Origin of the sequence: Ruegeria sp. EL01 (genome assembly GCF_900313035.1) — a bacterium.
GTDB lineage: Bacteria > Pseudomonadota > Alphaproteobacteria > Rhodobacterales > Rhodobacteraceae > Ruegeria.
This window is the reverse complement of the sequence record NZ_OMPS01000035.1, coordinates 20,983-46,097: the sequence shown is the minus strand read 5'-3', so window position 1 is coordinate 46,097 and position 25,115 is coordinate 20,983. Positions and strand designations below refer to the sequence as shown.

21 protein-coding genes and 1 pseudogene are annotated in these 25,115 nt (G+C 55.4%); 13 read left to right on the top strand and 9 right to left on the bottom strand.

What is annotated here, in order from left to right; all coding sequences use genetic code 11:
- Window positions 1-13: 13 nt before the first annotated feature.
- The 4 genes from D9K61_RS13565 to D9K61_RS13550 are packed head-to-tail and all read left to right on the top strand — an operon-like array spanning window position 14 to window position 4,894.
- Window positions 14-517, top strand: a complete 504-nt coding sequence (locus D9K61_RS13565) for an Lrp/AsnC family transcriptional regulator (RefSeq protein ID WP_120633756.1) — start codon at window positions 14-16, stop codon at window positions 515-517.
- Entirely contained in the window at window positions 514-2,052 is a 1,539-nt protein-coding gene (locus D9K61_RS13560; protein ID WP_216825805.1) for a hydantoinase/oxoprolinase family protein, read from the top strand. Before D9K61_RS13565 ends, D9K61_RS13560 begins: the two co-directional genes overlap by 4 nt.
- On the top strand, window positions 2,049-3,158 hold the full coding sequence (locus D9K61_RS13555) for a DUF917 domain-containing protein (RefSeq protein WP_120633755.1): 1,110 nt from the start codon (window positions 2,049-2,051) through the stop codon (window positions 3,156-3,158). Before D9K61_RS13560 ends, D9K61_RS13555 begins: the two co-directional genes overlap by 4 nt.
- Entirely contained in the window at window positions 3,155-4,894 is a 1,740-nt protein-coding gene (locus tag D9K61_RS13550; protein WP_120633754.1) for an MOSC domain-containing protein, read from the top strand. Before D9K61_RS13555 ends, D9K61_RS13550 begins: the two co-directional genes overlap by 4 nt.
- A 382-nt stretch (window positions 4,895-5,276) precedes the next feature.
- On the opposite strand, the gene D9K61_RS13545 is transcribed toward D9K61_RS13550, so the two are convergent.
- Complete coding sequence (locus D9K61_RS13545; RefSeq protein WP_120633753.1) at window positions 5,277-6,293, bottom strand: IS110 family transposase; 1,017 nt, start codon at window positions 6,291-6,293, stop codon at window positions 5,277-5,279.
- Between the two features lie 234 nt (window positions 6,294-6,527).
- Here D9K61_RS13545 and D9K61_RS27575 point away from each other — a divergent pair.
- Both D9K61_RS27575 and D9K61_RS13535 read left to right on the top strand, forming a co-directional pair.
- Window positions 6,528-6,696: pseudogene (locus tag D9K61_RS27575) on the top strand (integrase); the annotation flags it as partial.
- A gap of 187 nt (window positions 6,697-6,883) precedes the next feature.
- Window positions 6,884-8,254 (top strand): transposase, encoded by a 1,371-nt coding sequence (locus tag D9K61_RS13535; protein ID WP_120633752.1) that lies wholly within the window; start codon window positions 6,884-6,886, stop codon window positions 8,252-8,254.
- A 217-nt stretch (window positions 8,255-8,471) separates the two neighbouring features.
- Here D9K61_RS13535 and D9K61_RS13530 read toward each other — a convergent pair whose 3' ends face one another.
- Entirely contained in the window at window positions 8,472-9,356 is an 885-nt protein-coding gene (locus D9K61_RS13530; protein ID WP_120633751.1) for a LysR family transcriptional regulator, read from the bottom strand.
- A gap of 131 nt (window positions 9,357-9,487) precedes the next feature.
- Between D9K61_RS13530 and D9K61_RS13525 the strand changes: the two genes are divergently transcribed.
- The 4 genes from D9K61_RS13525 to D9K61_RS13510 all read left to right on the top strand — a co-directional run bounded on the left by D9K61_RS13525 (window position 9,488) and on the right by D9K61_RS13510 (window position 12,437).
- Window positions 9,488-10,453, top strand: coding sequence for an NAD(P)-dependent oxidoreductase (locus D9K61_RS13525; protein ID WP_120633784.1), 966 nt, complete (start codon window positions 9,488-9,490; stop codon window positions 10,451-10,453).
- Window positions 10,454-10,467: 14 nt separating this feature from the next.
- Window positions 10,468-11,058, top strand: a complete 591-nt coding sequence (locus tag D9K61_RS13520; RefSeq protein ID WP_120633750.1) for a 3-methyl-2-oxobutanoate hydroxymethyltransferase — start codon at window positions 10,468-10,470, stop codon at window positions 11,056-11,058.
- The gene (locus D9K61_RS13515; protein ID WP_120633749.1) at window positions 11,055-11,303 is read left to right on the top strand and encodes a hypothetical protein; all 249 of its coding nucleotides are present in this window, start codon (window positions 11,055-11,057) and stop codon (window positions 11,301-11,303) included. The genes D9K61_RS13520 and D9K61_RS13515 overlap by 4 nt, the downstream gene beginning before the upstream one ends.
- A 96-nt stretch (window positions 11,304-11,399) precedes the next feature.
- Complete coding sequence (locus D9K61_RS13510; RefSeq protein ID WP_120633748.1) at window positions 11,400-12,437, top strand: sterol desaturase family protein; 1,038 nt, start codon at window positions 11,400-11,402, stop codon at window positions 12,435-12,437.
- 307 nt (window positions 12,438-12,744) lie between these two features.
- On the opposite strand, the gene D9K61_RS13505 is transcribed toward D9K61_RS13510, so the two are convergent.
- Together D9K61_RS13505 and D9K61_RS13500 are read right to left on the bottom strand one after the other, a co-directional pair.
- Complete coding sequence (locus D9K61_RS13505) at window positions 12,745-13,704, bottom strand: alpha/beta fold hydrolase (protein WP_120633747.1); 960 nt, start codon at window positions 13,702-13,704, stop codon at window positions 12,745-12,747.
- Window positions 13,705-13,711: 7 nt separating this feature from the next.
- Window positions 13,712-15,370 carry an RcgA family putative transporter gene (locus D9K61_RS13500; RefSeq protein WP_162946880.1) on the bottom strand — a complete coding sequence of 553 codons (1,659 nt, stop codon included), beginning with the start codon at window positions 15,368-15,370 and terminating at the stop codon, window positions 13,712-13,714.
- Between the two features lie 173 nt (window positions 15,371-15,543).
- Between D9K61_RS13500 and D9K61_RS13495 the strand changes: the two genes are divergently transcribed.
- Window positions 15,544-16,497: an autoinducer binding domain-containing protein gene (locus tag D9K61_RS13495; RefSeq protein WP_162946879.1), complete on the top strand. Its 954-nt coding sequence runs from the start codon at window positions 15,544-15,546 to the stop codon at window positions 16,495-16,497.
- Between the two features lie 500 nt (window positions 16,498-16,997).
- Here D9K61_RS13495 and D9K61_RS13490 read toward each other — a convergent pair whose 3' ends face one another.
- From D9K61_RS13490 to D9K61_RS13470, 5 genes are read right to left on the bottom strand one after another with little or no spacing between them, the layout of a single operon-like run.
- On the bottom strand, window positions 16,998-17,747 hold the full coding sequence (locus tag D9K61_RS13490) for a FadR/GntR family transcriptional regulator (RefSeq protein WP_254055780.1): 750 nt from the start codon (window positions 17,745-17,747) through the stop codon (window positions 16,998-17,000).
- Window positions 17,731-18,690 carry an ABC transporter ATP-binding protein gene (locus tag D9K61_RS13485; protein WP_120633783.1) on the bottom strand — a complete coding sequence of 320 codons (960 nt, stop codon included), beginning with the start codon at window positions 18,688-18,690 and terminating at the stop codon, window positions 17,731-17,733. Before D9K61_RS13485 ends, D9K61_RS13490 begins: the two co-directional genes overlap by 17 nt.
- Window positions 18,687-20,552 (bottom strand): dipeptide/oligopeptide/nickel ABC transporter permease/ATP-binding protein, encoded by a 1,866-nt coding sequence (locus tag D9K61_RS13480; RefSeq protein WP_120633743.1) that lies wholly within the window; start codon window positions 20,550-20,552, stop codon window positions 18,687-18,689. The genes D9K61_RS13485 and D9K61_RS13480 overlap by 4 nt, the downstream gene beginning before the upstream one ends.
- Window positions 20,549-21,496, bottom strand: coding sequence for an ABC transporter permease (locus D9K61_RS13475; protein ID WP_120633742.1), 948 nt, complete (start codon window positions 21,494-21,496; stop codon window positions 20,549-20,551). Before D9K61_RS13475 ends, D9K61_RS13480 begins: the two co-directional genes overlap by 4 nt.
- A 57-nt stretch (window positions 21,497-21,553) precedes the next feature.
- The gene (locus D9K61_RS13470; protein ID WP_120633741.1) at window positions 21,554-23,134 is read right to left on the bottom strand and encodes an ABC transporter substrate-binding protein; all 1,581 of its coding nucleotides are present in this window, start codon (window positions 23,132-23,134) and stop codon (window positions 21,554-21,556) included.
- Between the two features lie 14 nt (window positions 23,135-23,148).
- On the opposite strand from D9K61_RS13470, the gene D9K61_RS13465 reads away from it, so the two are divergent.
- Window positions 23,149-23,901, top strand: coding sequence for a DUF1028 domain-containing protein (locus D9K61_RS13465; RefSeq protein ID WP_371688475.1), 753 nt, complete (start codon window positions 23,149-23,151; stop codon window positions 23,899-23,901).
- Window positions 23,894-25,111, top strand: coding sequence for a Zn-dependent hydrolase (locus D9K61_RS13460; RefSeq protein WP_120633739.1), 1,218 nt, complete (start codon window positions 23,894-23,896; stop codon window positions 25,109-25,111). The genes D9K61_RS13465 and D9K61_RS13460 overlap by 8 nt, the downstream gene beginning before the upstream one ends.
- Window positions 25,112-25,115: the final 4 nt, after the last annotated feature.

The following is a 25,115-nucleotide window of genomic DNA, read 5'->3' as shown; positions in this document are numbered from 1 at the left end:
TGTGGTGTAAATAATGGGAAAACCAGAGACATTCGACACACTGGACCGCCAGATTGTTGAGATGCTTGCCAGTGATGGCAGGCGGTCAGCTTCGGAAATTGCGAACAACATTGGCGACGTTTCTGAGAGAACGATTCGCAATCGCCTGAATGCCCTGATCGAACAAAAATTGGTATTTATGGCTGCGATCCCTGATCCCGTTGCGCTGGGTGACACAGTTTCAGTCGAGCTGCGCATCACCACTGAACCGGGGCGAATAGCAGAGGTTGCTGATACCTTGATCGACAATCCAAATGTTGAATGGATCGGATATATGGGAACCGATCATGATGTAGCCGTCGCTTTCCCGCCAATGTCGCGCGCAGAGGCAATGCAGAAAATAGAAGAAATTTCGGCGATTCCCGGCATTCGCGACATCAAGAAAGAATTCTACATGGCCGTACTGAAGCTCTATGGCTTCAAGAGCCGCGCTGCTGACGATTTACGAAAACGGATTAAGCAAGGAAAATGTACATGACGCAACTGCGTGTTGGCGTCGATGTTGGCGGGACAAATACCGATGCTGTGCTGTTGCACGGAAATACGGTGCTGGCAACGGCCAAGCATCCAACAACACCCGATGTGGCCAGCGGTATTTCCGGCGCAATCGGTGATGTGATTTCTCAGTCGGGTGCAATGCCGGGCGATATCGAAGCAGTGATGCTTGGTACGACGCATTTTCTGAATGCGCTGATTGAGCATCGCAACCTGATGCCTGTCGGCATACTGCGTTTATGCGGCCAGGCCACGGGATCGGCGCCGCCGATGTGTGGCTGGCCGCAGGACTTGGCTGAAAAAGTCGGGCATTATGCCAAGCTGCTGCCCGGCGGCTTTGAATTTGATGGGCGCGCTATTGAGCCGCTAAACGAAGCCGCCCTGCGGGATGCCTGTGCCCAGATGCAGGACAAAAGGCTGCTCTCGGTCGCGATAACCGGAGTGTTTTCCGCCCTGCGCCCCGAGCAAGAAGCCGAAGCACGTGCCATTGTCCAGGACGCAATGCCCGATGCGTATGTTTCGATCTCCAGCGAAATTGGACGGCTTGGATTGCTGGAGCGGGAGAATGCCACAATCCTGAACGCCTGCCTGCGTGATCTAAGCGCACATGCCATTACGGCCTATGAGGCTTCGCTTCAGGCGATTGAATTGGATTGCCCGCTCTATATCTCACAAAACGATGGCACTCTGATGTCGGCGGCGCGGGCGCGGGAATTTCCCGTCATGACCTTCGCGTCTGGCCCAACGAATTCAATGCGGGGCGCAGCCTTCCTGTCAGGCATCGAAAACGCAATTGTAGTGGACATTGGCGGCACCACAACTGATGTGGGTGTTCTGATGAATGGCATGCCGCGTGAAACCTCCGCCGTGGTCGAAGTGGCCGGTGTCCGCACCAATTTTCGCATGCCTGATGTCTACTCTGTTGGGTTGGGGGGGGGTAGCATCGTGCGCTCTGATGCGGTGTCCGTCGGGCCAGATTCAGTGGGGCACGCTTTGATGGAAAAAGCCTTATGTTTTGGTGGCGACACCACTACCGCGACAGACATTGTCGCGGCCCTTGGGCAGGTTGCGTTTGGCCAGCCTGTGGATTTGGACGCATCGCTGGTTGCCCAGGTTGATCAACAGATGCGAGGTATTATCGATGACATGGTGGATCGCGTGCGCCTGTCCGCCGATCCAATACCCGTTATTCTGGTAGGGGGCGGATCAATACTTGTACATCACCCTATCGAAGGGGCATCGCGCATCCTGCGCCCGGAACACTTTGGTGCAGCCAATGCCGTTGGCGCAGCCATGTCGCAGGTATCTGGTGAAGTTGATCGCACATTAAAACTGAATGGCCGTCCACGCAGCGCCGCGGTGGAAGAGGTAAAAGAGCAGGCGCACCAGGCCTGTATTGATGCAGGCGCTCTGGCCGAAAGTATCGAGATTCTGGACATCGAGCATATGGCATTGGCCTATCTGACCGAAGATGCCTGTCGCATTCGCGTCAAGGCCGTGGGGGAACTGGCGAAATGACGGTCTGGTCTTTGACGGAATGCGATATTGATTGCATCGCCTTGGGGGCGGGCATTCTGGGCACTGGCGGCGGGGGTGCAGTTCATCTGGTGCAATTGCGGGCCAAAGCCGCCTTGCGGGCGGGTAAAGAAATCCGGGTGATCTCGCCTCGGGATCTAACCTCTGATGATTGGGTATTGCCTCTCAGTGCGCTTGGCGCGCCGACTGTCTGGCACGAAAAACCTTTCGCCGGCTCCGAAGCCGGTGAGGTCATCACGGCACTGGAACGCTTTACCGGACGAACGGTGACAGCATTGATGAGCGACGAAGTTGGCGGGGCCAATGGGTTGGAACATATGGTTGTTGCCGCCGATATGGGCCTGCCCGTGGTGGATTGCGACGGCATGGGCCGCGCCTTTCCCGAAGTTCCAATGACGACATTGTACATCAACGGGCTGGACCTGTTCCCGGCCGCGCAGGCGGATGACAAGGGCAACGTTGTTCTTTATCCCAAGGGCGCCTCGGTTGATTGGCTCGAGACATTTTGCAGATCAAACGCCATCAGCATGGGTGGTATGTCCATGTTCGGCTTCGGCCCGTTCAATGGTCTTGATATCGGACGGACAGCCATTCATCACACGATCAGCCATGCCTGGCGCATCGGACACGAAGTGTTGAGTGCCCGCGCCAACAATACCGATCCCGTCGCCGCATTGTTGCGATCCGAAAGCGCGACCGCACTGATCACCGGCAAGATCACCGCATTGGATCGGGAAACCGTCGATGGGTTCTCGCGTGGGAAAATGGAGATCACAGAGGTGGGCGGCGCACGCACCGTCAGTATCGACATTCAGAACGAGTATCTGATTGCGCGCGACGGCCATACGGTTCTTTGTGTTGTACCCGATCTGATCTGTCTGTTGGACAGCGAAACCGCCGCACCTGTCGCCTGCGAAGAGTTGCGGTTCGGTCTGCGTGTCACGACGCTGGCGATCGCGTGCAGCGATGCATTGCGCAGCGAAAAGGCGCTGAAAGTCGTTGGTCCCCAAGCTTTCGGCTATGGGGATACAAAATACAATCCATTCGGAAAATATGTGCCACCAGAGTTCCACGGCGATACAAAGTGAAAGACAAATTGATGAAATTGCAGGCGATTTGCATTGGCCCCAGCCAAATTCAGAGCATCCGCGGACATGATGTCACCACGGCATATGTGAAGAAAGAAGTACACGGACCGGTCCGCGTATTGGAAAACGGGTTGGAGGGGGACGATGTGGCGGTTCATCTGGACGCGATCTATGCCGTTTCGGACGCGACCTATGATCGTTGGAGGTCACAACTGTGTGGTGACGACTGGCCACGCGGCAGATTTGCCGAAAACCTAATCATTGAAGGTTTGGATGAGGCCAATCTCGCGGTCGGGGACCGGATTGAAATCGGGGATCAGGTGGTGCTGTCTGTGGCCGGGCCCCGGCTGCCCTGTTTCAAACTGTGCTGGCGGCTGGGCCAGCCTGACAGTTTTATCGGCGACTTTGCCCTGTCGGGTCAAAGTGGCGTTTACCTGAACGTTGAGAATACCGGTATCATTCAGGCGGGCGACGACATCCGGTATATCCCGGCAACCGGGAACCGCACCCTGATCCTTGATATCGCGCGGGCCATCTTTGCGGGCGGTGCATCGGTTGCGGAGTTGGAACGCATCAAATCTCTGCCCGGCCTGTCGCAAATTGCAGGTTTTGCGCTGGACGGGCTGATTGATGCGGCCAGAGATGCCGACCGGGTGCAGAAAAACCGCTGGAAAGGGTTTCGCGACCTGCGTGTGGACCGAATAGTCGATGAGACCCCGGATACCAAAAGCGTCTATCTTGTCGCACCCAATGGTCCGCCGCTGCCGGGCTATCATGCCGGACAGTTTCTGTCGGTTGATCTGGGCGAGACAGGGCGCCGGGTCTGGAGCCTCTCTGATTTTCAGGAAAACCCGACCCATTACCGGTTGACCATTCGCAAGGGTGATGGCCCTGGCACAGCCTTCATGCACGAGACGTTGAGACAGGGTGATGCTCTTGCGGTATCCGCCCCGCTTGGGCGGTTCGTGCTGGATCGGGGCGGTTTCAAACCGGTCTTGATGCTGGCCGCCGGAATCGGTGTAACCCCGCTTTTGTCAATGCTGAAGGCGCATATCGGCCGTGGAGATCACATGCCACCCGTTTATTTCGTCTACTGCGCGCGCAACGGTCAGGATCAGGCGCTACGCGCCGAGGTTGATGCGTTCAAAGGCCTGGAAAATGTCGAGATCCGGCATGTGTTCAGCCAACCAACCGAAGCCGACATTGCGCAGGGCAGTTTCGATTTGTCCGGCAGGGTGACAGCTGATTACATCGTCGATCTGATCGAGGGCAGCCATATCATGGACGGCGATCTGCGCATCGACATGCCGCCCTATGAAATGGACCATTTCATCTGCGGACCTAAGGCTTTCCTGACAGACATGCGCGCCGCCCTCGAAGGGATGGAGGCCAATTCACATCAGATCAACACCGAAAGCTATGGAACCGAAACAGGCGCACCTGTTGAACCGGTCCTGCAGGAAGCCGAGGTCACGTTCGTCCCTAACTACGTGACGACCACATGGGACGCGGGCCTTAACCCCACCTTGCTGGAATTGGCCGAAGCGGCGGGTCTGTCACCCGAGAACGCCTGCCGTATCGGGCTCTGCCAAACCTGCCGTTGCCGCCTGACAGAAGGAGACGTGATCTACGACACTCCGCCGTCCAGCCCGCCCGAAGAAGGTGAGGTTTTACTATGCTGCGCCCGACCTGCCAGTGAAAGGCTGGTACTGGAATTGCCTGTTGTCGAGGATTGAAACTGAAATAAATCGACCCAGTTCTCAATAAATTTGCATTCGAACTCAGATTTCGAACGCCGTCCCGAAGCAGTCGTTACCTTATTGCGCAGAAAAACCACGCATTGGGCTTCTGTGGTTGCCGCCCGGGATGCAAGAAGTTTTTGACCGTTAGGGAGGGTGATCGAGTGCGGTCTTCTGTCAGGGCTCTTAGTGCGGCGTGTTCAGAAACCGCGGGCCGGCCTGGTGATCAGCGGATTGGGTCCAAATCTCACAGGCGAGCTCGTGGCTCGGAGCCCAAAACTGGTTTTCCCAACCTAGATCTATTCGATCATGTTGCCCATTCAGGTCATCGTCTTCTCACCCCCAGTTTCCGGCTTCAGATTGCGTCGCCTGTTAATGCTCAGGCAGCTGCGGTCTTCACCGGATCTCGATAATCTTCTTGCTTCGTCAGCACGGCCCAAATAGTTCGCGCCATTTTGTTTGCCAGTGCGATTGCGACAAGCATCTTGGGTTTGCGTTTCAACATGCGATCCAACGAGGAGCCGTCCTGAATAGGTTTTCGACCCACCCAAGCGATACGCGTCATCGCACCGATGATAAGAAGGCGGCGAATGTCGACCTGGCCTTCCTTTGATATCTTACCGAGCCGCGCTTTGCCTCCCGATGAATGCTGCTTGGGCACAAGCCCAACCCAGGCGGCGAAGTCTCGCCCGCATCGAAAGATATCCATTGTCGGCGCGAAGGCTTCAATTGCCATGGCCGTGAGCGGGCCAACGCCGGGTATCGTCTGGAGCCGTCGGGACATCTCTGACTGCTGCGATAGCTTTTTGAGCTTCACCGTCTTCGCATCAATCCGGGTCGTGTGTTCGGAAATTGAAGCGATCAGCTCCTCACACTCCTCCCGGACCAAAGCAATCAAGCCGTTGTCGGCCTGTTGCAGAAACTCTGCAATCTTCTTCATCTGATGGACGCCGGTCGGGAAGACCTGGCCCTGTTCATATAGAACCGATCGCAGCGCATTGATCTGTTCCGTGCGCTGGTGCACCAGGCGGTCGCGCGAACGGAACACAACACTTCGCGCGATTTGCGCGTTGCTTTTGGGTTCCACGAACCTCATCTCCGGGCGCTGCGCCGCAATGACAATCGCCTCAGCATCAGCCGCGTCATTCTTTTGCCGTTTGACAAACGGTTTCACATATTGAGGGGCGATTAGCTTTGCCTGATGTCCAAGTTGCTGCATCTCCCGCGTCCAGAAATGAGCGCTGCCGCACGCTTCAAACACCACAATACTTGCGGGTTGTGCTTCCATGAATTTTCGAAACTGAGGCCGCGAGAGCTTCTTCCGAAATTTGACCTCCCCTGTCAGCGAAGCCCCATGGAGTTGAAAGACATTCTTTGCCAAGTCCACACCGATCATTGTATCAATCAAATTGCCGTCCTCTCTCAATCGTGGCCGTGTACGACCACATCTTTGGCACATTGCGATGCCGTCTGGGGAGGGCGGCAACCATCCCATCTCACAGCGCCGACTGCGCATGCAGCACCACCGCAGTCGGTCGGCTTTGAAAACCAACCCTGCCAAGGACGATACAATCCCACTGCCAGCATGGCGCTGGTGATTGGGTTCGGAGGGAGGATCGGAGGGCAAATCATGCCAAGAGTCCAACTTCCCGCCGTCACCCCGAAACGCCGAACATGGAACAAGGGGCGTATCATCGGCCAAAAACGTCCACTCTTGCCAAAACAGGTCTGGGCGATCCGGGCACGGCTAGAACTCGCGGGGCTACCTTCGCGACCTAACCTTATTCAACGTCGCCATAGGCGCGAATGGTAGCTATTTATGCCGCAGTGCGGTGCTCACGATGATGCCTACGCGACAAAATGTGTGCTGCGAGCGCGCGCAGCGCGAAATACTAATTCACAGGTTGGGCTGATACTGTTGAAAAAGTCTGTTGATTGGTTGTTGGTGTCCTGATTCACTTGTTTTGAGAGTGGGAGGGCGCGGCGATGATGGGACCGAGGCAGGTGGCGCAAGGTGCGTTGTTTGATGAGTTCTCAATCGAAGAGTTTGTGCCGCAGGATCACCCGATGCGTGGGATTGATCGCTTCCTTGATCTGACCGAAGTGCGCCCAATGCTTGCGCCGTATTACAGCTCACATGGTCGTCCGTCGATTGATCCGGAACTGATGATCCGCATGCTGCTGTTGGGATATTGCATGGGTATCCGCTCCGAGCGGCGGCTTTGCGAAGAGATACAGGTCAATCTGGCTTACCGCTGGTTTTGCAAGCTGGACCTGGCCGATCCGGTGCCTGATCATTCATCGTTCTCAAAGAACCGGCATGGCCGTTTCCGGGAGAGCGGATTGTTCCGTCATTTGTTCGAGAAAGTTTTACAACGCTGCATGGATGAAGGCCTTGTCGGCGGCCACAGCCTTGGCGTTGACGCCAGCCTGATACCCGCAAATGCAAACCAGACACGCGGTATTGATAGCAAGGAAGGCTTGCCATCTGAACTGATCTCTCGTGTTCTGGATGAGTACCTCGAAACGCTGGATGATGCCGCATTCGGTGCATCCACTAAAGTCGTCCCCAAATACATCTCGCCAGTCGACCCTGTGGCACGCTGGACAGGTGCAGACGGTGGGGCCGCCTTCTTCGCATATTCCACCAACTATATGGTGGATCTGGATAATGCGGTGATTGTTGATGTTGAGCCGTCGGTTCCGATCCGAACCGCAGAAGCCTTTGCCGCACGGCGCATGATCGACCGGATCACGGATCGCTTTGGCATGACCCCGGACAAGCTGGTCGGTGACACCGGCTATGGATCGGCAGAGATGCTCGGCTGGTTGGTGGAAGAGCGCGGCATCGCTCCACACATTCCGGTCTGGGACAAATCGAAACGAACCGATGGCACCTTCTCACGCGAAGATTTTGTCTATGCCGCCGCGACCGACAGCTACACCTGTCCGGGCGGCAAGGTGTTGCAGACCTATCGCCGGAACTTCTCAACCCCACGAAAAGCAAATGGTGGCAAAGACGGCTTCATCAGATACCGTGCCTCCAAACATGACTGCGACATATGCCCTTTGAAACCGCAATGCTGTCCGAAAGACAACGGGAGACGCCTCATGCGCTCTGTGCACGAAGCTGCCCGAGACGTCGTGCGCGATATCCGAAAAACCGACGCTTACATGACCTCATTCATTCAGAGGCGGAAAGTCGAGATGCTCTTCGCACATCTAAAGCGATACATCGGCGTGCGGATGATGCGGCTTCGAGGACCCAAAGGCGCATATGAACAGTTCCAGCTAGCAGCCACGGCACAAAATCTCAGGAAACTCGCAAAACTGGTTCCTACACCAACCCCCACATGAATAGGAGGCGCGTCATCCCAAATCTCGACAGCCGACAAACCAGCCAAAACACCGACTTTTTCAACAGTATCCGGACAAAGCGAGCTGTCGCTGCGTCGATACGAATGACAGCTCTCCGTCGTTCGGGCACGTTTCTCCGAAAAACCGATGCCCGAAACCCGTGGAAAAATCAGAGCGAAGCCTTTAGAAATGGCAAAGAGTTCGAACGGAGAAGAACCTAGTTATCCTGACTAAAAATACCTTCCAGCCAAGCTTCAAAGCACTGTTTGGCGCCGTTATTTGTTTTCGAGCTCTGGCCCTCAATCAGGAAATGGCTCTGCTCTATCGGCACGGCCTGGCCGACGATCTTGACATTTCGCCCCGCCTCAAGGGCCGTTTTTGCAAATCTCTCGACCACAACGGCGTAGCCGCCGCCAGCGGCCACGATATCCACCGCAGCGATAGTCGTATCAACGATAAACGGCGACACCGTTTCGGCAGGTTCGACCCCGATGGTGGAAAAATATCTGTGCCACATATGCTGAAAACCAAGGATATGGATCAAAGGTTCTTGGTGCAATTCTTCAGGCCGCAATATCCGGAGGTTAGAGTCTTTGGGAGCGATTGGAACAATGCGTTCGGCCGATATTTTTCTTACCGACACGTCGTTCCATTCCCCGTTACCCAAGCGCAGTTCCACATCGACATCTTCGCGCCCTGCAGATTCAGCCCAGATATTGGACACCAGCCTGATGCTGATATGCGAGTGATTGCGCGAAAACTCGGGCAACCTTTGCGCCAGGAAAAGGGCCGCTGTCGAGATCGGAACCCGCACGACCAGTTCGTGCACCTGATTTGACCCAAACAGGTTGATCGTTGACATGTCGATGTCGCCCAACGCTCGCCGAACGGAATAGGCATAGGCCTGACCAACCTCGGTCAGGCTTAGCCTGCGCGCGGCGCGAAAGAACAGGGGGCAGCCAAGCTCGGCCTCCAGCGAACGCACATGCAAACTAAGCGCCGATTGCGTGATGCCCAGTTCCCCAGCAGCAACCGTGAAGCTCAGATGACGGGCGGCGCATTCAAAAGACCGAAGCCACACAAGGTTGGGAGAATGCGCCATTTCTAGCACCGAAAATTTTCGCTAATATCTGCCTTTTTAATTCGTTTTACACCTTACAATCAACCTCTGTAGTTTCAGTGAACCGCGACATCTCTGATCCTCGGATCGGTATCAAAGCAGGGAATACGCATATGAAAGTTGGATTTATTGGCCTTGGAAATGTCGGTGGCAAGTTGAGCGGTAGCTTGCTGCGCAATGGCATCGACCTGACCGTGCATGATCTGAACCCAGAACTGGTCGGTGATTTCGTCTCGCGCGGGGCCAAGCGCGGTGAAAACCCCGCTCAGCTGATGCGCGATTGCGATGCGGTCATCACCTGCCTGCCATCGCCTGCCGCCTCAGACGCGGTCATGCAGGAAATGCTGCCCGCGGTGAAAGAGGGCAAAATCTGGATGGAGATGTCCACCACCGACGAAGAAGAGGTCAAACGCCTTGGCGCATTGGTGATGGAAAAGGGCGGCGCAGCCGTGGATTGCCCGGTTTCGGGCGGATGTCACCGCGCTGCCACTGGCAATATCTCGATCTTCGCGGGTTGTGATCGCGCCACATTCGAACAGATCGCGCCGTTTTTGAAAACCATGGGCCGCCGCATTCTGCACACGGGTGAGTTGGGCAGCGCCTCGGTTCTGAAGGTTGTGACCAACTATCTGGCTACCGCCAATCTTGTGTCCTGCTGCGAGGCACTGGTCACCGCCAAGGCCGCTGGCATGGACCTGAACACCACCTATGAGGCGATGAAAATCTCGTCCGGTACGTCGTTCGTGCATGAGACCGAAAGTCAGGTCATCCTGAACGGCAGCCGCGACATTTCCTTTACCATGGATCTGGTGAAAAAGGACGCCGGTCTCTTTCAGCAGGTTGCCGACCGCCACAACGTACCGCTGGAAATCTCACCCATGCTTGTGCAGATATTCGAAGATGGCATCGAACGTTATGGAGAGCGGTGCTATTCCCCCAACATCATCCAGCGTCTAGAAGAGGCCACCGGGCTGGACATTCGCGCGCCCGGCTTCCCGCCCGAAATGCTGGATGACGAGCCTGAAGAGCCGGGCTACGAGGTCATCCCGCGGGGTGCAGAGCTCAAAGCGGCAGAGTAAAGGGGACGGCGGCCATGAAACGGATTTACACTAATGGCGGATTTCCTGCGACGCGCAACCTGAATGTTGCCGATATCATCGCAGGCAAGGGCAAGCGCAAGTTTGTCCAGACCACAGCCGTGAACCGGATCGAGGCCGCCGCTGCCCAGGCCGCCGGGATCGACCATCTGTCGATTGTCGATCATGATTTGGCCGAGGTGCGTGCCGGCGCACCCGACACCTTCACCACCGCCGCGCTGATGGCCAGCGACTATGAGACCCATCAGGATATTCTACGCGCGGGTATTCGTGCCGCCGCAGCCGGGGCGGATGCGGTTTACACCTTGCGCAGTTTCAATGCCGTGGAACTGCTGGCCGATGAAGGACTGGCGGTGCAGGGGCATCTGGGCCTTGTGCCGCGCCTTTCAACACAGATCGGGGGCCTGCGTGCCTATGGCCGCACCGCGGATGAAGCGATGCAACTGGCCGAAAATCTGCGCCGTCTGGAAGACGCGGGCGCCTATGCGGTTGAACTGGAATGCGTGGCAGATGAGGCTATTGCCGAAATCAGCCCGCGCACCGGGCTGATCACCATTCCATCGGGTCGGGTGGGGCTGCGGATGTGATTTTCCTGTTTCAGGAAGATGCCTGCGGTGACACGCCAAACCCGCCGCGCCACGCCCGGGCCTTTGCCAATATGGCAAGCGCCCGTGCGGCACTTGAGGCCGAGCGGATGAAGGGCCTGATCGCCTATCGCGCCGCCGTGCTTGACCGCAGTTATCCCGATGTCGCTACCGGCATTGCGATGAAACCGGGTGAGCATGACAAGTTGCGCGAGGCTCTGGACAAGCGCCGCCGGTTTCATGAGTAATCCCATGTTCACCAGACCGTCACGCAAATACCCCTATGAGCCGCCGCCTTCTCATTCCTGAATTTCGTATATATTCAGGTATGGAAAGGAAATACAGTGACGACTGCTGACACCAACCCCGAAGACACCACTAACGACACCGCGGAGCCCGCCCCGATGAGCCGTGAATGGCACTGGCATCCCGATCTGCCGGTGAAATACGCGCCCTATTGGCTGTGGCCTCCGAAATTCGGCGTCATGGGCAAATGGGTCTGGCAGAACTGGCTGCAGTTCTCGGACCGCTCGATCTTTCTGATGCTGGCCTTTGTCGTGGCCTTCTGGCTGCAGCCCGTTGGCCCGGATCAGGCCAGTTTCTCTTTTGGCTGGGTCGCGCATGTTTTTCTCCGCAACTGGATGTTGTTGCTGATCGTCGCGGGCGGCCTGCATATGTGGTTTTATGGGATCGACGGTCAGGGCAAGCTGCTGAAATACGATCCGCGCCCTTATATGAAGCGCAAGAATGCGCTTTACAAATTCGGATATCAGACCTGGGACAACATGTATTATTCGCTGGTCTTCGGCGCCCCGATCCTGTCAGGGCTGGAAACCTTCCTGCGCTGGATGTACGCCAATGATTATATCGGCACGCTGACCTTTCCGGCCCATCCCATCTGGTTCATCGCGCTGTTCCCGATCCTGGCAATCTGGCAAAGCTTTCATTTCTACGCGGTGCATCTCTTTCTGCATCAGCCGTTCATCTACAAACACGTCCACGCCGTGCATCACCGAAACGTCAACACCGGGCCGTGGTCGGGCATGTCGATGCATCCCGTCGAGTCCTTTGGCTATCTCAGCGCAATCCTGATCGTGCTGGTTCTGCCCAGCCATCCGGTGCACATGTTGTTTCTGGGTTATTGGCTGATGCTGGGCGCGGCCTCATCCCATTCGGGATACGAGGCGATCTGGACACGCGATCGTCAGGCCCTGCTGATTGGCGCGTTCTTTCACCAGCTTCACCACAGGTATTACGAGTGCAACTACGGCAATGCGGAAATGCCATGGGACAAATGGTTTGGCACCTATCACGACGGGTCCGAGGACGCCACAAAGCGCACGCGCAACCGCAAACGCGAAATGCACGCTCAGGGTAGGTAGGCAACAGCAATGCTGTAAAGTATCCACTCTAGAATTGATTGGACTGGGTACTTTGCGGACCCCTCAGGCGGTGCCGCGGGCGCTGTTACGGGCGCCTTTCGATATCGACTCCTCAATGTTTCCTGCTACACTTCGCAATGCCCTTTTTCTGCACAGTGCTGCCATAGATAGTTAACGCAGAAACCAGTACTATGGGCTCACTCGTTGATTCTGCTGCGCTTTGCCTGAATGGCTGGTTTAGGAAAAACCAGATGAGATGACTTGGGATGTTCGCAACCCCAAGCCCAGAAGGGGCAGCGTGCCAACGCTATTCTGCTGGCTTCGCAGTGGCGCCATGTTTGGTAAAGAAATCGGAGATCTGGCCTATCACGTCGCCCCCAACCTCGGAGGTTTCTGTCAGCACGTCGTGCTTGGCATTGCGGATCATCGAAAACTCACCGTTTGGCCAAACCGCCATTCGACGTTTGATTGATGAATTGTCCACCAGCTGGTCCAACTCACCACAAAAAGTTATGCACGGAGTATCAGGGGAAGGCATCTTTGATAGGCTTCGGCATTCGGATAGAGCTGAGTAGAGCCACGCCATTGTTGGTCCACCTATTTGTAGCTGTGGGGCTTTTTTGGCTTGATCAACCCAATAGTCATACATGGCGTTATTGTGGGTTAGATTGTTTTCCTCGAATGGGGTCTCCAACACGTATATCGCGCCGCTCTCACCCGGGACGTATTTTTGCCCAATCCCAAATTGCTTGAATGCCCACGAAAGGGGCCAAGCAGCGATACGCTGAGCCGTAGTCATTCTTATTCCCCACATCGGGGAGATAAATGCCGCAGACACAACTAGCAGACCGTTGAACATCGCCCTGAGACCGATACAAGCACCCATCGACACGCCAATCAGGAAATACGGCTTCGGTAGATCCAAACTGTCTGCTGCCTCGATGAGAGCCTGAACGTCCTTCTGATAGTCTGAGAAGCTGTCAATGTGCCCTGCCAAAGGGTCATCGGCTATGCGATCCGAAAGCCCCTGGCTTCGCCAATCAATGACTGCGGTTGCAAACCCATGCCTGGCGAACGCTTTTGCGACCCGCCCATATCTTTCTACGTAGCCAAACCTTCCAAGCATGAGCAAAATCGTACCTTTACTCTCGCCTTCGCACCCATACGCGCCTACGCGGACACGCACATTATCTTCGGTCTGCATCCAGTATGCGTTGCTGGACGCTGGCCCTTCCGCCATTTGGTCGTAGAATTCAGCTTCTATCATTTTCCACCTAATAGGTTCTCAGTTTCGGTCCCGACAGCACGTGTAGTGAAGCGATGGCACTGATACCCACAACAATAGAAAACCCAGTGAACCTCCCAACAAGCACCAAACTAATCGACAACAACGCGATCACACCCAGCATCTCGGACAACGCAAGATAATCCCGTTTCGATTGCTGAATCCGGTTGTAAACGGCCAAACGCTCAAAAGAGCTTCGGATTCTCAGAACTCCAAAAATGAAAACGGAGACCGTTACGGCCATCATCATGAAAGTTGTGAAATGGCTAATTGAGCTATTCTCCAATAAGCCATTACGCAATGAGGTCGCATCAAAAGCACCCATCATGTCTATGCGCACCCAAGACAGGAAATCTGAGCTATCAGAAGACAGGTAAGTGATTTGAAGCTTTACAAGGGTGGCCAACCACAAAGCAAAGACAACAACCCTGAAACCGCCCCAAACTACTTTCTGTCCCTCTTTTTGGATCTGGCGGCCCTCGATTTTGTTTCCTTCGACGTCAAGCGTCGTACAGATATCTTGGAAGTCCAAGACGATTATGACAAAGAATAGGAGGCCAAACATGAAAACTGCGATGTATGACGCGGTATAAAAATAGCCCACGAACGATAGCACCATTGCTTCCTCGATAGAGATGACTTCTGGCCGAACAAGGGCAACAAGGTACCGATCGATCTGAACGCTGTTTGCATCTCCGGAAAGGTAAGCAGGCAAGTAGATCCCTGCCCACTGAAAGCCGAACACGAAGAGAAGGCAAAAAAGGGCAATTGCCCAAAATGAAAACTTGAAATCGTTTACCTTAGCGTACCAGGCCGCGCTGCCCTGGCTATCAGTTGACGTCACGCCTTGCAAAATGCACTTCGAACGACCGACCCGCTTCCAATAGGTTGTCAATTCGCTCACGTAATAGATGAAAGCCGGGAGAGCCACCAACGGCAAGACGGTCAGGGTTGGGGCCCAGATAAACCCGACTTGCTTGTCCAGGCCTTCGAACGGGCTGTATGTGACACTCAGAGTGTCAAAGACATAGTTCATCAGTCCAAGCCCGCAAAAAACCAACCAATACACGATTAGAAGGTTCATTGACGCTGCACCACTCAAGATCTGTTCGCATCTTTCGGCAAGGGTCTTTGGATGATGCTGTACGCCACTGATCCCGCTGGTGTCAGTCTGTACAAAAGACTGCTCGGGAAATTCTCCGACCGGAATGGCATCAGCAGGCCTTGGTTTCGCTAGAGTTGGATCTTCTACAACTGCTTCTTTTGATTGGCGCTTCGTCTTACTTTTGCTTGCCTTCCTTTTTGCCATCAGCCGCCTTTGCCCAGCGGTCAGCTCAGAGCGCCACGCTGTTGTGGCTTCGGTGTCGCCACCGCCGAACACCCGGGCTAACAAATTGATGCTCGGAGCACTTATTCCTTTATCATTATTTTCGAACCAGTGCTGTACGGCACGAAGGTCAACACCGGTCTTGTTTGCCTCAATCTCAGATAGAGCAGCCGCAAGCGTTTGCGGCGTCCAGGTTCCGATCGGCAAACCATCGCCACCCATCGGCAGACCTACGCCGATATCCGTCGCGTACTTGAACAGCTCCTTAAAATCGCTGCCATTTGCAGGCGGAAGGACGATATTACTTTTATTATTTTTCAAGGTTTTAGCAAAATTACTCTCACATCTTCTCGTATGATCTCGTTCCGTTTCGTGGCGTTGTCAAGCAGCTGTGGCAATCAACAGTAGTGATAACGCGGCAACTAGACTTATCGTGTTCGCGACAACCGCTAGTTGAGGGCACGAAACACAAACAAACGCTCGAGGACAACACAATGCAACTTACAGATATTGGGCAGAGCACCCTAGATTTGCAGCAGACCGGCGAAGCCAGGTTGCAAGAAATCTGCGACAGATATGGGCTGACAAATGCGTCTTATGCACACATCGACACGTCTCTCCAAATCGTTCATGGGTGCACAACCTTCCCTACAGATTGGGTGAATTACTACACGGACAACAATCTGATATTGGCTGATCCACTCATTCGCTTTGGGGCGACCACCATTGCGCCGTTGGAGTGGTCAGCATATTCCGCACAACCCGAGTATGCTCCAATGTTTGAGGCTGCAAAACGCTTCGGCGTCGGATGCCAGGGGATATCAATTCCCACAATCGGCCCGTTCGGTAGTCGTGGCCTTTTCACTGTCACCTCCAACCTACCCGCCACGCGCTGGCAATCAAAGGTTCAGAAGCTCCTCCCCGAATTGCAACACGAGGCCCAGCTTCTGCACCTCTTGGCGCTGGATGTAATCGACATTACCCTCGATTTCCCGGCGGAGTCTTTGTCTGGGGATGAACGAGATGTCCTTAGAATGTTGGCGGCTGGTTTGTCTCCGCAGTGCATCGCTTGCCAGGTTGGCTTTTCCTCCGGCCTGGTCGACATTCTTATGGACTCTATTATGACCAAGTTCAGGAGCAATACGATTGAGCAGGCTGTCGGACGCGCCGTGAGTGTTGGAACACTGCAGTGGACCGACTTGTTCGCAAATCCGGTGTTAGAAGTCGTCGACCCGCGTCAACGTGTTCTCCTTGGTGGGATAGTGTACTGGACCCGCAATAACTATGAGATCATCTCCTTTGATCGGGGTCGACAGGTTCGGGATCTTACGAGCTTTGTATCTGTCGAAGCGGCGAGCTTGTCAGGGCGGTTTCAAATTTCTATTGAGGCCATAACTGCCGCATTTGGTGAAGATGCCGATCGAAAAATTCGGGTTCGAAACCTATGAATATGTCTATCAGGATTCGTTCAAGATTTCTTCGACCGCTCAAGTTTGAAAGTAGAGACCAACTGCCTGCTCTTGGACATGGCAGGTCACTAGGGGCAATCGGTGCCAGCTCCGGCATAGACCGGTTGCTGGGAATTGAGATGGCTGGAACGGAAGCAGGTGCAGTGAGCGCCGCAAGAGTCCTTTTGCTGACGCTTATGAAGCGAAGATTAAAAGTGGGCCGAAAGTAGTAGAGCTTTCGCCAGCCGCGAGTTTTCGTTTGTGAGAAGCTGGTCGTTACGACGGCTACAAAGGCATTTGGCGCACATTGTACATAATTGCAATTACGAGGCTCTTGTATGTACCCGCAAAGCTAATACGTCACCTGTGAGCAATTCAGAAGTGTCACTCTCATGTGCAATGATAACAGGAATAACAATCGGGCTTGTGTTTACTGTCGCGCCACTGAATTAGCGGCCAAGCAGTTGGTGCATTCGTTCCAGTGGTTGAAACTGGTCACGTTATTCCGACAGAAACCGGCGCTGCATTTCGGCTTCCTGCTGGCGCATAAGAGTCCAGGCAATCTCCATATGGCCGGCCATAATGGACCGCGCCAGATCTGATTCGCCGTCCCGCAACGCTGCGACAAGCCGCTGCTGATGATCACGGCCCTGCTTCCAAAGTTCGGTATTTGGCGGCGAATAAAGTCGGCGGTAAACTGTCAAGTCCGCCAAAAGATTAACCATGAAATCGATGATGAAACCAAGAAGTGGATTTTGTGCCTGGTCCGCGAGAATGGCATGAAACCGGAGCGACGCAACGTGTTGTTCGCGCTCTTCATCGGCGCTGGTTGCCGGTTCGGAATATTCCGCAATGTTTTCCTCGAGCTGGCACAAGATTTCCTCGGGCAGTTTCCCCGCAAGCGTTGCTGCAAGCTCTGGCTCCAAGGTCAAACGTAGCTGGTAAATGTCGCCGATCGTGAGATCCTTGAAGTAGAAAAAATTTCCCAACAAGGCCTTGGCACGCTGTTGGCTGACTTCGTGCACAAAGCTTCCACCGCCCGGTCCGGTGCGGGTCTTGATCAGACCCTGCGCCTCCAGCACCCGCATGGCCTCGCGGATCGTGCCCTTGGCCATTCCGAAGCGCGCGATCAGATCCGCCTCGCCGGGCAATCGATCACCGGCTTGCAGCCCCTGCTCTACCACCCAGTCCTTGATCGCCTCGGCGACCTGAACCGGTCTGCTGAGCCTGGGTTCAGTCTTGTATCGGATGGTGGCAGGCGGCAAGTTGGTCTTCTCCCACAGGTTCAAGTTCTGGCTCCTGCGTCCGGCACAGATCGGTCGCATTTGGACACCGTCCGGCAAAGGCGCAGCCCAGCGGTGGATTCAGCGGGTCCGGAAGCTCAGTTCCTTTTTGCTCAGGTGCGGTGAGCGGACGGCCAACAACCGGCGCGCTTTCAGCCAGCAGTTTTGTATAGGGATGACGAGGATTTGCAAAGATGCGCCTGGCATCGCCGATCTCAACAACCGAACCAAAATACAGCACCATGATCCGGTCACTGACCGCCTCAACCACGGCAAGGTCATGTGTGATGAAAAGGTAGGTCAGACCAAACTCTGTTTTGAGGTCAGCCAGCAGATTCAAAACCTGTGCCTGCACCGACACGTCCAGAGCTGAAACAGGCTCGTCCAGCACAATGATCCGGGGGTTGGCGGCCAAAGCCCGTGCGATTCCAATCCTCTGCGCCTGCCCGCCCGAAAATTCATGAGGATAGCGTTCGAGGAACTCTTCCCGCAAATTGACCGATGCGAAAATTTGGGAAACTCGCGCTTCACGCTCGGACCTTGGCATCCCGTGAAGGCGTTTCAGCGGTGCTTCCATGACCTGCCGAATGGTTTTCCGCGGGTTGAGACTGCTGTTCGGGTCCTGAAACACATATTGTATCAGTTTGCCGAATTTGGCAGGGTCCGCATTGTCGAGCGCTTTCCCTTCAATTTCGATTTTCCCTTCGCTGGCGTCCAGAAGCCCGACCAGCATCCGCGCCAATGTGGACTTGCCACACCCGGATTCCCCGACAACACCCAGTGTTTCCCCGCTTTGGACCTGAAACGACATTGGCCGCACCGCGCGCACTCCTGTCGACGCAGCGCCAAAAAGCGGTTTTTTCAACGCAAAGGTCTTTGCCAGATTGTCCACTTTGAGCGCGGGCATCAGATCGCCTCCTCGGGATAGTGGCACCGAACCGCGCGGGAGGCATCACCTTTCAACATTACTTCGCCCGTTCTGCACGTTTCTTGCGCCTTTTCGCAACGCGAGGCAAAGGCGCAGCCCGGCGGAAGGTCGTCGACAAGTGGGGGCAACCCGGGAATAGCTGCCAAGGCGCGTTGTCCACCACCCAGTTCCGGAACGCAGGCGATCAGACGCTTAGTGTAAGGATGGGCTGGCGCTTCCAATACTGATGGCGTCGGACCCTCCTCAACGATCCGTCCGGCATACATGACAGCAATTCGATCGCAAAGCTGCGCGACTACGCCAAAGTCATGCGTGATGAAGATGATCGCCAACCCACGCTCGCGCTGCAAATCGTCAAGAAGAGAAAGGATTTGAGCCTGAACGGTAACATCAAGGGCGGTCGTTGGTTCATCTGCAATAATCACGTCGGGTTCATTTGCCAGCGCCATCGCAATGCCAACGCGCTGACGCATTCCGCCCGACAATTCGTGCGGGTAGTTGTCCACCCGCGCCTCGGCATTGGGAATGCGCACATCCCTGAGAAGTTGCACAGCCCGAGCCTGAGTTTCGGCCGTTGGGATATCGTGATGCGACTGGATCGCTTCGGACAGTTGTCGCCCAACGCGATAGAGCGGATGCAAAGTAGATAGTGGATCCTGAAAAATATATGCGACGCGATCACCGCGCTTCTGACGCAGGCTCTCATAAGAAGCGCCAATCAGATCCTCGCCCTGAAACCGCACCGCGCCGCCGGTAATCACGCCGGGTGGGGACGCCACCAGCCCCATCACGCTTAGAGCCGTGACCGATTTTCCCGATCCACTCTCCCCGATGACACCCAAGCACTCCCCTGCTTTGACGGATAAAGAGACACCACCGACAGCCCGATACACGCGGTCACCGACATGAAATTGAGTCTGCAAATCCTGAATTGCGAGTAGATCATCGGTTGGTGCGGGGACTTCCCCCTTGCGCTCAACCAACGTCATGGCGCGTGGACGGGACAGTGCCCCAGACCGCAGGCGCGGGTCGAGCGCATCGCGCACCCCGTCGCCGAGCAGGTTTATCGACATTACAATCAGAAAGATCATTATCCCCGGAACGACCGAGGTATGTGGGTGTGAAATAAGGGCAGACCGCGCCTCGCCCAGCATTGATCCAAGGTCGGCTTGCGGCGGCTGGCTGCCAAGGCCGAGAAAGCTGAGACCGGCGGTTTCCAGGATCATCCAGCCGACAGTCGTCGACATGGCAATGATTATGACCGGTAGCACGTTGGGCAGAAGTTCCGTCAGGATGATACGAATGTGCCCCATTCCTGCAAGCCGCGCAGCATCAATGAATTCACGCCCGGCCAGCCCGACCGTGATCCCGCGAATGTTTCTGGCAAAGAACGGAACGTTCACAGCCGCTACCGCAATCAGCGCATTCATGAGGCCCGGGCCCAAGGCAGCAACAATTACCAGCGCGAGCAGGATGTAGGGAAAAGCCATCAACATATCGACACCGCGCATGATGATGTTGTCGGCACGACCGCCAAAATATCCTGCGACAATGCCAATGGCCGAACCGATCGTGGCCGCAATCAGGGCTGCGGCGATACCAACCGCAAGGCTTAGGCGCGTGCCATGTAAAAGGCGGCTGAGCAAGTCCCGTCCCAAATGGTCGGTACCAAGCAGATGGCCTTCAGTGAACGGCTTTTGAAAACGATCCGCAGTGGCTGTGATATCCGGGTTTTGTAACGGCAGGACCGGCGTCAACAACACCAGGATCAGAACCGCGCTCAGGACAACCGCGCCCAACGCCGCCAACCGGTTACGAAACAACAGCTTGAGAAAAGCCGTCATGTCTTGATCCTTGGGTCAAGCAAGCTCTGCGCAACATCGACCGCAATGTTAAACAGCACATAACAGGCGGCCACAAACACCACGCCGCCCTGCACCAGCAGAAGGTCGCGCTTGAGGATCGCATCGACCAGCATTCGACCAACTCCGGGCCACTGAAAGACGATCTCGATGTAAACGGCACCAGACAGAACGAACCCTGCCTGAATACCCAGTACCGGGATGATCGACACCATGGCCGCGCGCAATGCGTGGCCCATGATGACGCGACGCTCGGGAACCCCCTTGGCGCGGGCAGTTCGTATGAAATCCTGACGCAATACCTCCAACATGGCCGAGCGCGAGAGGCGCGCAATAACGCCAGTTGCCACAGCGGCCAACGCCAGCGCAGGCATGATCAGGTGACGCAGCAGGTCTGGCAGATCACCGCCGCCATAGATGGCATACATGCCCGACACCGGCAGCCAGCGCAGGTTCACCGCAAACAGCAGGATCATCATCATGCCGAGGAAAAATGCAGGCACCGAAATGCCGATCAAAACTACGAATGTAATGATCTTGTCTGCGACGCCGTACTGGCGAGCAGCGGAGACCACCCCTGCGAGAATGCCCAGCACCGAACACAGAACAAAGGCCGTGCCCGCCAGTATCAGCGTCGCGTTGAACCGTTCCAGCACTTCGTCGATTACAGGCCGGTTCAGCGAATAGGAACGGCCGAAATCACCAGTCAGCATGTTGGTGATCCAGATGAAGTATCTTGTGATTACGGGCTTGTCCAAGCCAAGGTCGCGGTTCAGTTTTTCCATGTTTTCCGGCGTCGCATAGGAGCCAAGGATAGCCGTGGCCGGATCGCCAGGAATCAGGGACATGATCAAGAAAACAATGATCGTGATCCCCAAAAGGACAGGGACAGCCGATACCAGACGTTTGACGATGTAACCGCCCATTCTGCCCTCATTCGCAGACGCAGAGGGCCGGAAAATTCCGGCCCCTGACTTTAAGGTTTAGTTTTTCACAACACCTTGCAGGTGCAACAAGAATGACGGCTCCAGACCAAAGTTCTCAACACGCTCATTGGTAACGGCATTCTGCTTCCAGTTGGCAACAAAGACCCATGGGGCATCGTCCTGCACAATGGCCTGCATTTCGCGGTACAGTCTGGCACGCTCATCCTGATCGGTGGCGGTACGCGCAGCCTCCAGCAACTCGTCAACTTTTTCGTTGGCGTAATAGCCCGAGTTGAATCCCCCCTTTTCAGGCCAGGCTTCTGAGCGCAGCGCCAGATATGGTAGCGTATCCGGATCGTTAGTCATCCACGCCATTTCGGCCATATCCGCTTTGCCTTCCAGGCCCGGATTCACCTCTCCCAGGAATGTATTCCATTCATAGGTCTCGATGTTGACATCGAAGCCCACCGCTTCCAGGTCAGCCTGAATAGCGGTTCCCATCGGCACCGGATCCAACATGCCCGAACCACCTTCGGTGACATAGAAGGTCAATTCTGCTCCATCCGCGCCGGCCTCGGCGATCAGGGCCTTGGCCTTTTCGGGATCATAAGCGTAGGGGTCCAGTTCTTCGTTGTATGCCCAGGCAAATGCCGGAGGAGTAGGACCAGCCGCAACCGTGGCTGTACCTTCCAGCACGTCATTGACGATCGCTTCCTTGTTGATCGCGTAGTTTGCAGCCTGACGCACGCGTTTATCCGCGAATGGACCTTCCTTCGCGTTCAGGATCAGGAACCAGACATGTGGTCCGGCCTGTTCAGCCACCGAAAACGCGTCACCTTCGAATTGGCCCAATGAGGTGGGCGGAACTTCGACCATCAGGTCGATGCCCCCTGCCAGCATTTCGGCCACGCGTGTATTGGCATCGGTGATCGGGCGGAAGACGACGGCCTCGGTTCCCGCGGGCTCGCCCCAGTAACCATCGTTACGCTCAACAACAACTGCCTCGTTCGAACGCCATTCCGCAAACTTGAACGGACCAGTGCCGACAGGGTTGCGGCCAAACTCTTTGCCGTTCGCCTCAACCGCAGCAGGCGATACGATCAATCCGGTCGGATAAGCAAGGTTCGACAGGAAGGGCGCATAAGGCGCGTTCAGTGTGAACTTCACCGTCATGTCGTCTACGACTTCGGTCGACTCCACGGCTCCAAAGAAAAAGCTGAGCGGGAATGGACCGGTGTCATGATTGGGATGGTTCTCATCCAGCATCCGGTCGAAATTGAATTTCACAGCCTCGGCGTTGAACGGTGTCCCATCGTGGAATGTAATACCGTCGCGCAGAGTAAAGGTGTATTCCGTACCATCTTCGCTGATATCCCATTCCGTTGCCAGCGCCGGCTCTACTTCGAGCGTTCCGGATTTGTAACGGGTCAGTCCTTCGTAAACGTTCACCAGAATCCGGAAATCGTTCACTGCAGTCACTGCAGCAGGATCAAGCGATTTCGGCTCTGCAATCTGACCGACGATCAGAACATTTGGTGGCGTTTGCGCAATTGCGGGGGACGTGACAGCGCCGACAACCAACGCCGTACTTGCGGCAGCGGCCATCAGACCCCGTCGGGTCCAGGTCTTGAACAACATTATCATTCTCCCAGTTGGCATGGCACAACGTATTTATCATGATAAATTGCATCGGTCAATTTATCATGATAAATTGCAGAAGTTGTAAAGACTGGAGCGATATGACTTTTTCGATTCTTGCACGTGATCCCGTGTCAGGCGCCATTGGTGGTGCAGCTGCAACCGGCTCGTTGTGTGTTGGCGGCTGGGTTCTGCGAGGCAACGTTTCAGCTGGAATGTCAGCCAGCCAGGGTGCCGCACCGTCAACAATCTGGGGTGAAGAGGTTCTGACAGCAATGCACAACGGGGCCTGTGCCGCGGACGCTGTGGAACAGATCTCCGCTGCGGATGACGGCAGAGCTTATCGTCAATTAACTGCACTCGATCTGTTTGGGCAGACTGGCGAATTCACCGGGGCTTCCAACGAGCCAGAGAAAGGCAGTCTTACTTTTCACCATGGAGTAGTCGCCGGAAACTTACTGGCCAGCACTAATGTTTTGGACGCGATGGTCGATCGGTTTGCTGAAACCGAGGGGGGGCTCAGCGACAAGCTTCTCGCCTCCTTGAGAGCGGCCACTCAAATGGGCGGCGACAGCCGGGGACTTTTATCCGCGGCGTTATTGGTACTGCACCCCGACAAACCGCCTCTATCATTGCGGATTGACTACGACACTGACAACCCGATTGCAGCGCTTGAATACTTGTATGGAAAAGCAACAACAGGCGCGTATTCCAGATGGACGGAACAAGTACCAACCCCGAACGACCGGGAGCGCATCCTTGATTGATTGGGGAGCACGCGCCGAAACTTTGCTGAACGAACTCGCGGCCTGTTCGGAACCTGGCCCCGGGGTGACCCGCCTGCCTTTTACCGCCGAGCATGATGCGGCTCTCGAATTACTGAAGGCCGAAATGTTCAAGACCGGTTTGACTGTACGCCTCGACGACGCGGGCACACTGGTGGGACGGCAAGACGGGCCACCTGGTTGCAAGACAATGTTGCTGGGATCTCATCAGGATTCAGTTCGTGAAGGTGGCGCATATGATGGGATCATGGGCGTTGTCCTGCCAATCCTCGCCTTACAAAAACTTCAAAGCGAATGCACCGAACTGTCATTTGGCGTAGAGGTTCTTGCCTTTGCAGATGAAGAAGGGGTGCGGTTTCCGACCGCCCTCATCGGATCACGCGCGCTGTCCGGAACCTTTGACCCGTCAACTCTGGAAATGCGCGACCTGCAAGGCACGACACTGATGCAGGCAATGCGTTCGTTTGAATTGAACCCCGAGAAGATCAAAGCACTCGCCCGAGATCCAGAAGACATCATTGGATTTCTCGAAACGCACATTGAACAGGGCCCGGTTCTGGAACGCGAAGATGAGGCTGTTGGAGTCGTCACTGCTATTTGCGGCATCGAACGGCATCAGATCATCCTGACCGGAGAAACCGGACACGCGGGTACCCTGCCAATGCAGGGACGGAAGGATGCCCTTGTCGGCGCAGCAGAGATCGTTTCAGAGGTGAACAGAATGGGGCGCGAAACGGCTGATCTGCGGGCCACTGTCGGTTCACTTACGGTGGAACCAAATGTCGTCAATGCGGTACCACGGATTGTACAGCTGACGGTCGAAATTCGCTCTCCGCTGGACGAAAACCGCCTGCAAGCAGGTCAGGACTTGCATCAATTCGCTCAATCCATAGCTGCGAGTATGGGTTTGGCCATCGAGTGCTCGGTAACATATTCCCAGCAAGCCCAGCCCTGCGATGCCAGATTGTCATGTGTCTTGACCAATGCAGCCAGATCCAAGGGCGCCAAGAGGTTGTCATTGCCTTCGGGCGCTACGCATGATGCTTCGGCAATGGCGGATCTGTGCCCTGTCGCGATGCTGTTCGTCCGCTGTCGTGATGGTGTGAGCCACAGGCCCGAGGAGTTTGCATCCGCAGCAGATATGGGCGTCGCAATCGACGTTCTTGCCGGGTTTCTCAGGTCTGTTCACTAACTAC

Excerpts from the sequence above, each read along its gene's own strand:
- D9K61_RS13565 (WP_120633756.1), top strand. The coding sequence starts at position 14 with ATGGGAAAACCAGAGACATTCGACACACTGGACCGCCAGATTGTTGAG.
- D9K61_RS13560 (WP_216825805.1), top strand. The coding sequence starts at position 514 with ATGACGCAACTGCGTGTTGGCGTCGATGTTGGCGGGACAAATACCGAT.
- D9K61_RS13555 (WP_120633755.1), top strand. The coding sequence starts at position 2,049 with ATGACGGTCTGGTCTTTGACGGAATGCGATATTGATTGCATCGCCTTG.
- D9K61_RS13545 (WP_120633753.1), bottom strand. The coding sequence starts at position 6,293 with ATGATCGGTGTGGACTTGGCAAAGAATGTCTTTCAACTCCATGGGGCT.
- D9K61_RS13535 (WP_120633752.1), top strand. The coding sequence starts at position 6,884 with ATGATGGGACCGAGGCAGGTGGCGCAAGGTGCGTTGTTTGATGAGTTC.
- D9K61_RS13530 (WP_120633751.1), bottom strand. The coding sequence starts at position 9,356 with ATGGCGCATTCTCCCAACCTTGTGTGGCTTCGGTCTTTTGAATGCGCC.
- D9K61_RS13525 (WP_120633784.1), top strand. The coding sequence starts at position 9,488 with ATGAAAGTTGGATTTATTGGCCTTGGAAATGTCGGTGGCAAGTTGAGC.
- D9K61_RS13520 (WP_120633750.1), top strand. The coding sequence starts at position 10,468 with ATGAAACGGATTTACACTAATGGCGGATTTCCTGCGACGCGCAACCTG.
- D9K61_RS13505 (WP_120633747.1), bottom strand. The coding sequence starts at position 13,704 with ATGATAGAAGCTGAATTCTACGACCAAATGGCGGAAGGGCCAGCGTCC.
- D9K61_RS13495 (WP_162946879.1), top strand. The coding sequence starts at position 15,544 with ATGCAACTTACAGATATTGGGCAGAGCACCCTAGATTTGCAGCAGACC.
- D9K61_RS13480 (WP_120633743.1), bottom strand. The coding sequence starts at position 20,552 with ATGACGGCTTTTCTCAAGCTGTTGTTTCGTAACCGGTTGGCGGCGTTG.
- D9K61_RS13475 (WP_120633742.1), bottom strand. The coding sequence starts at position 21,496 with ATGGGCGGTTACATCGTCAAACGTCTGGTATCGGCTGTCCCTGTCCTT.
- D9K61_RS13470 (WP_120633741.1), bottom strand. The coding sequence starts at position 23,134 with ATGTTGTTCAAGACCTGGACCCGACGGGGTCTGATGGCCGCTGCCGCA.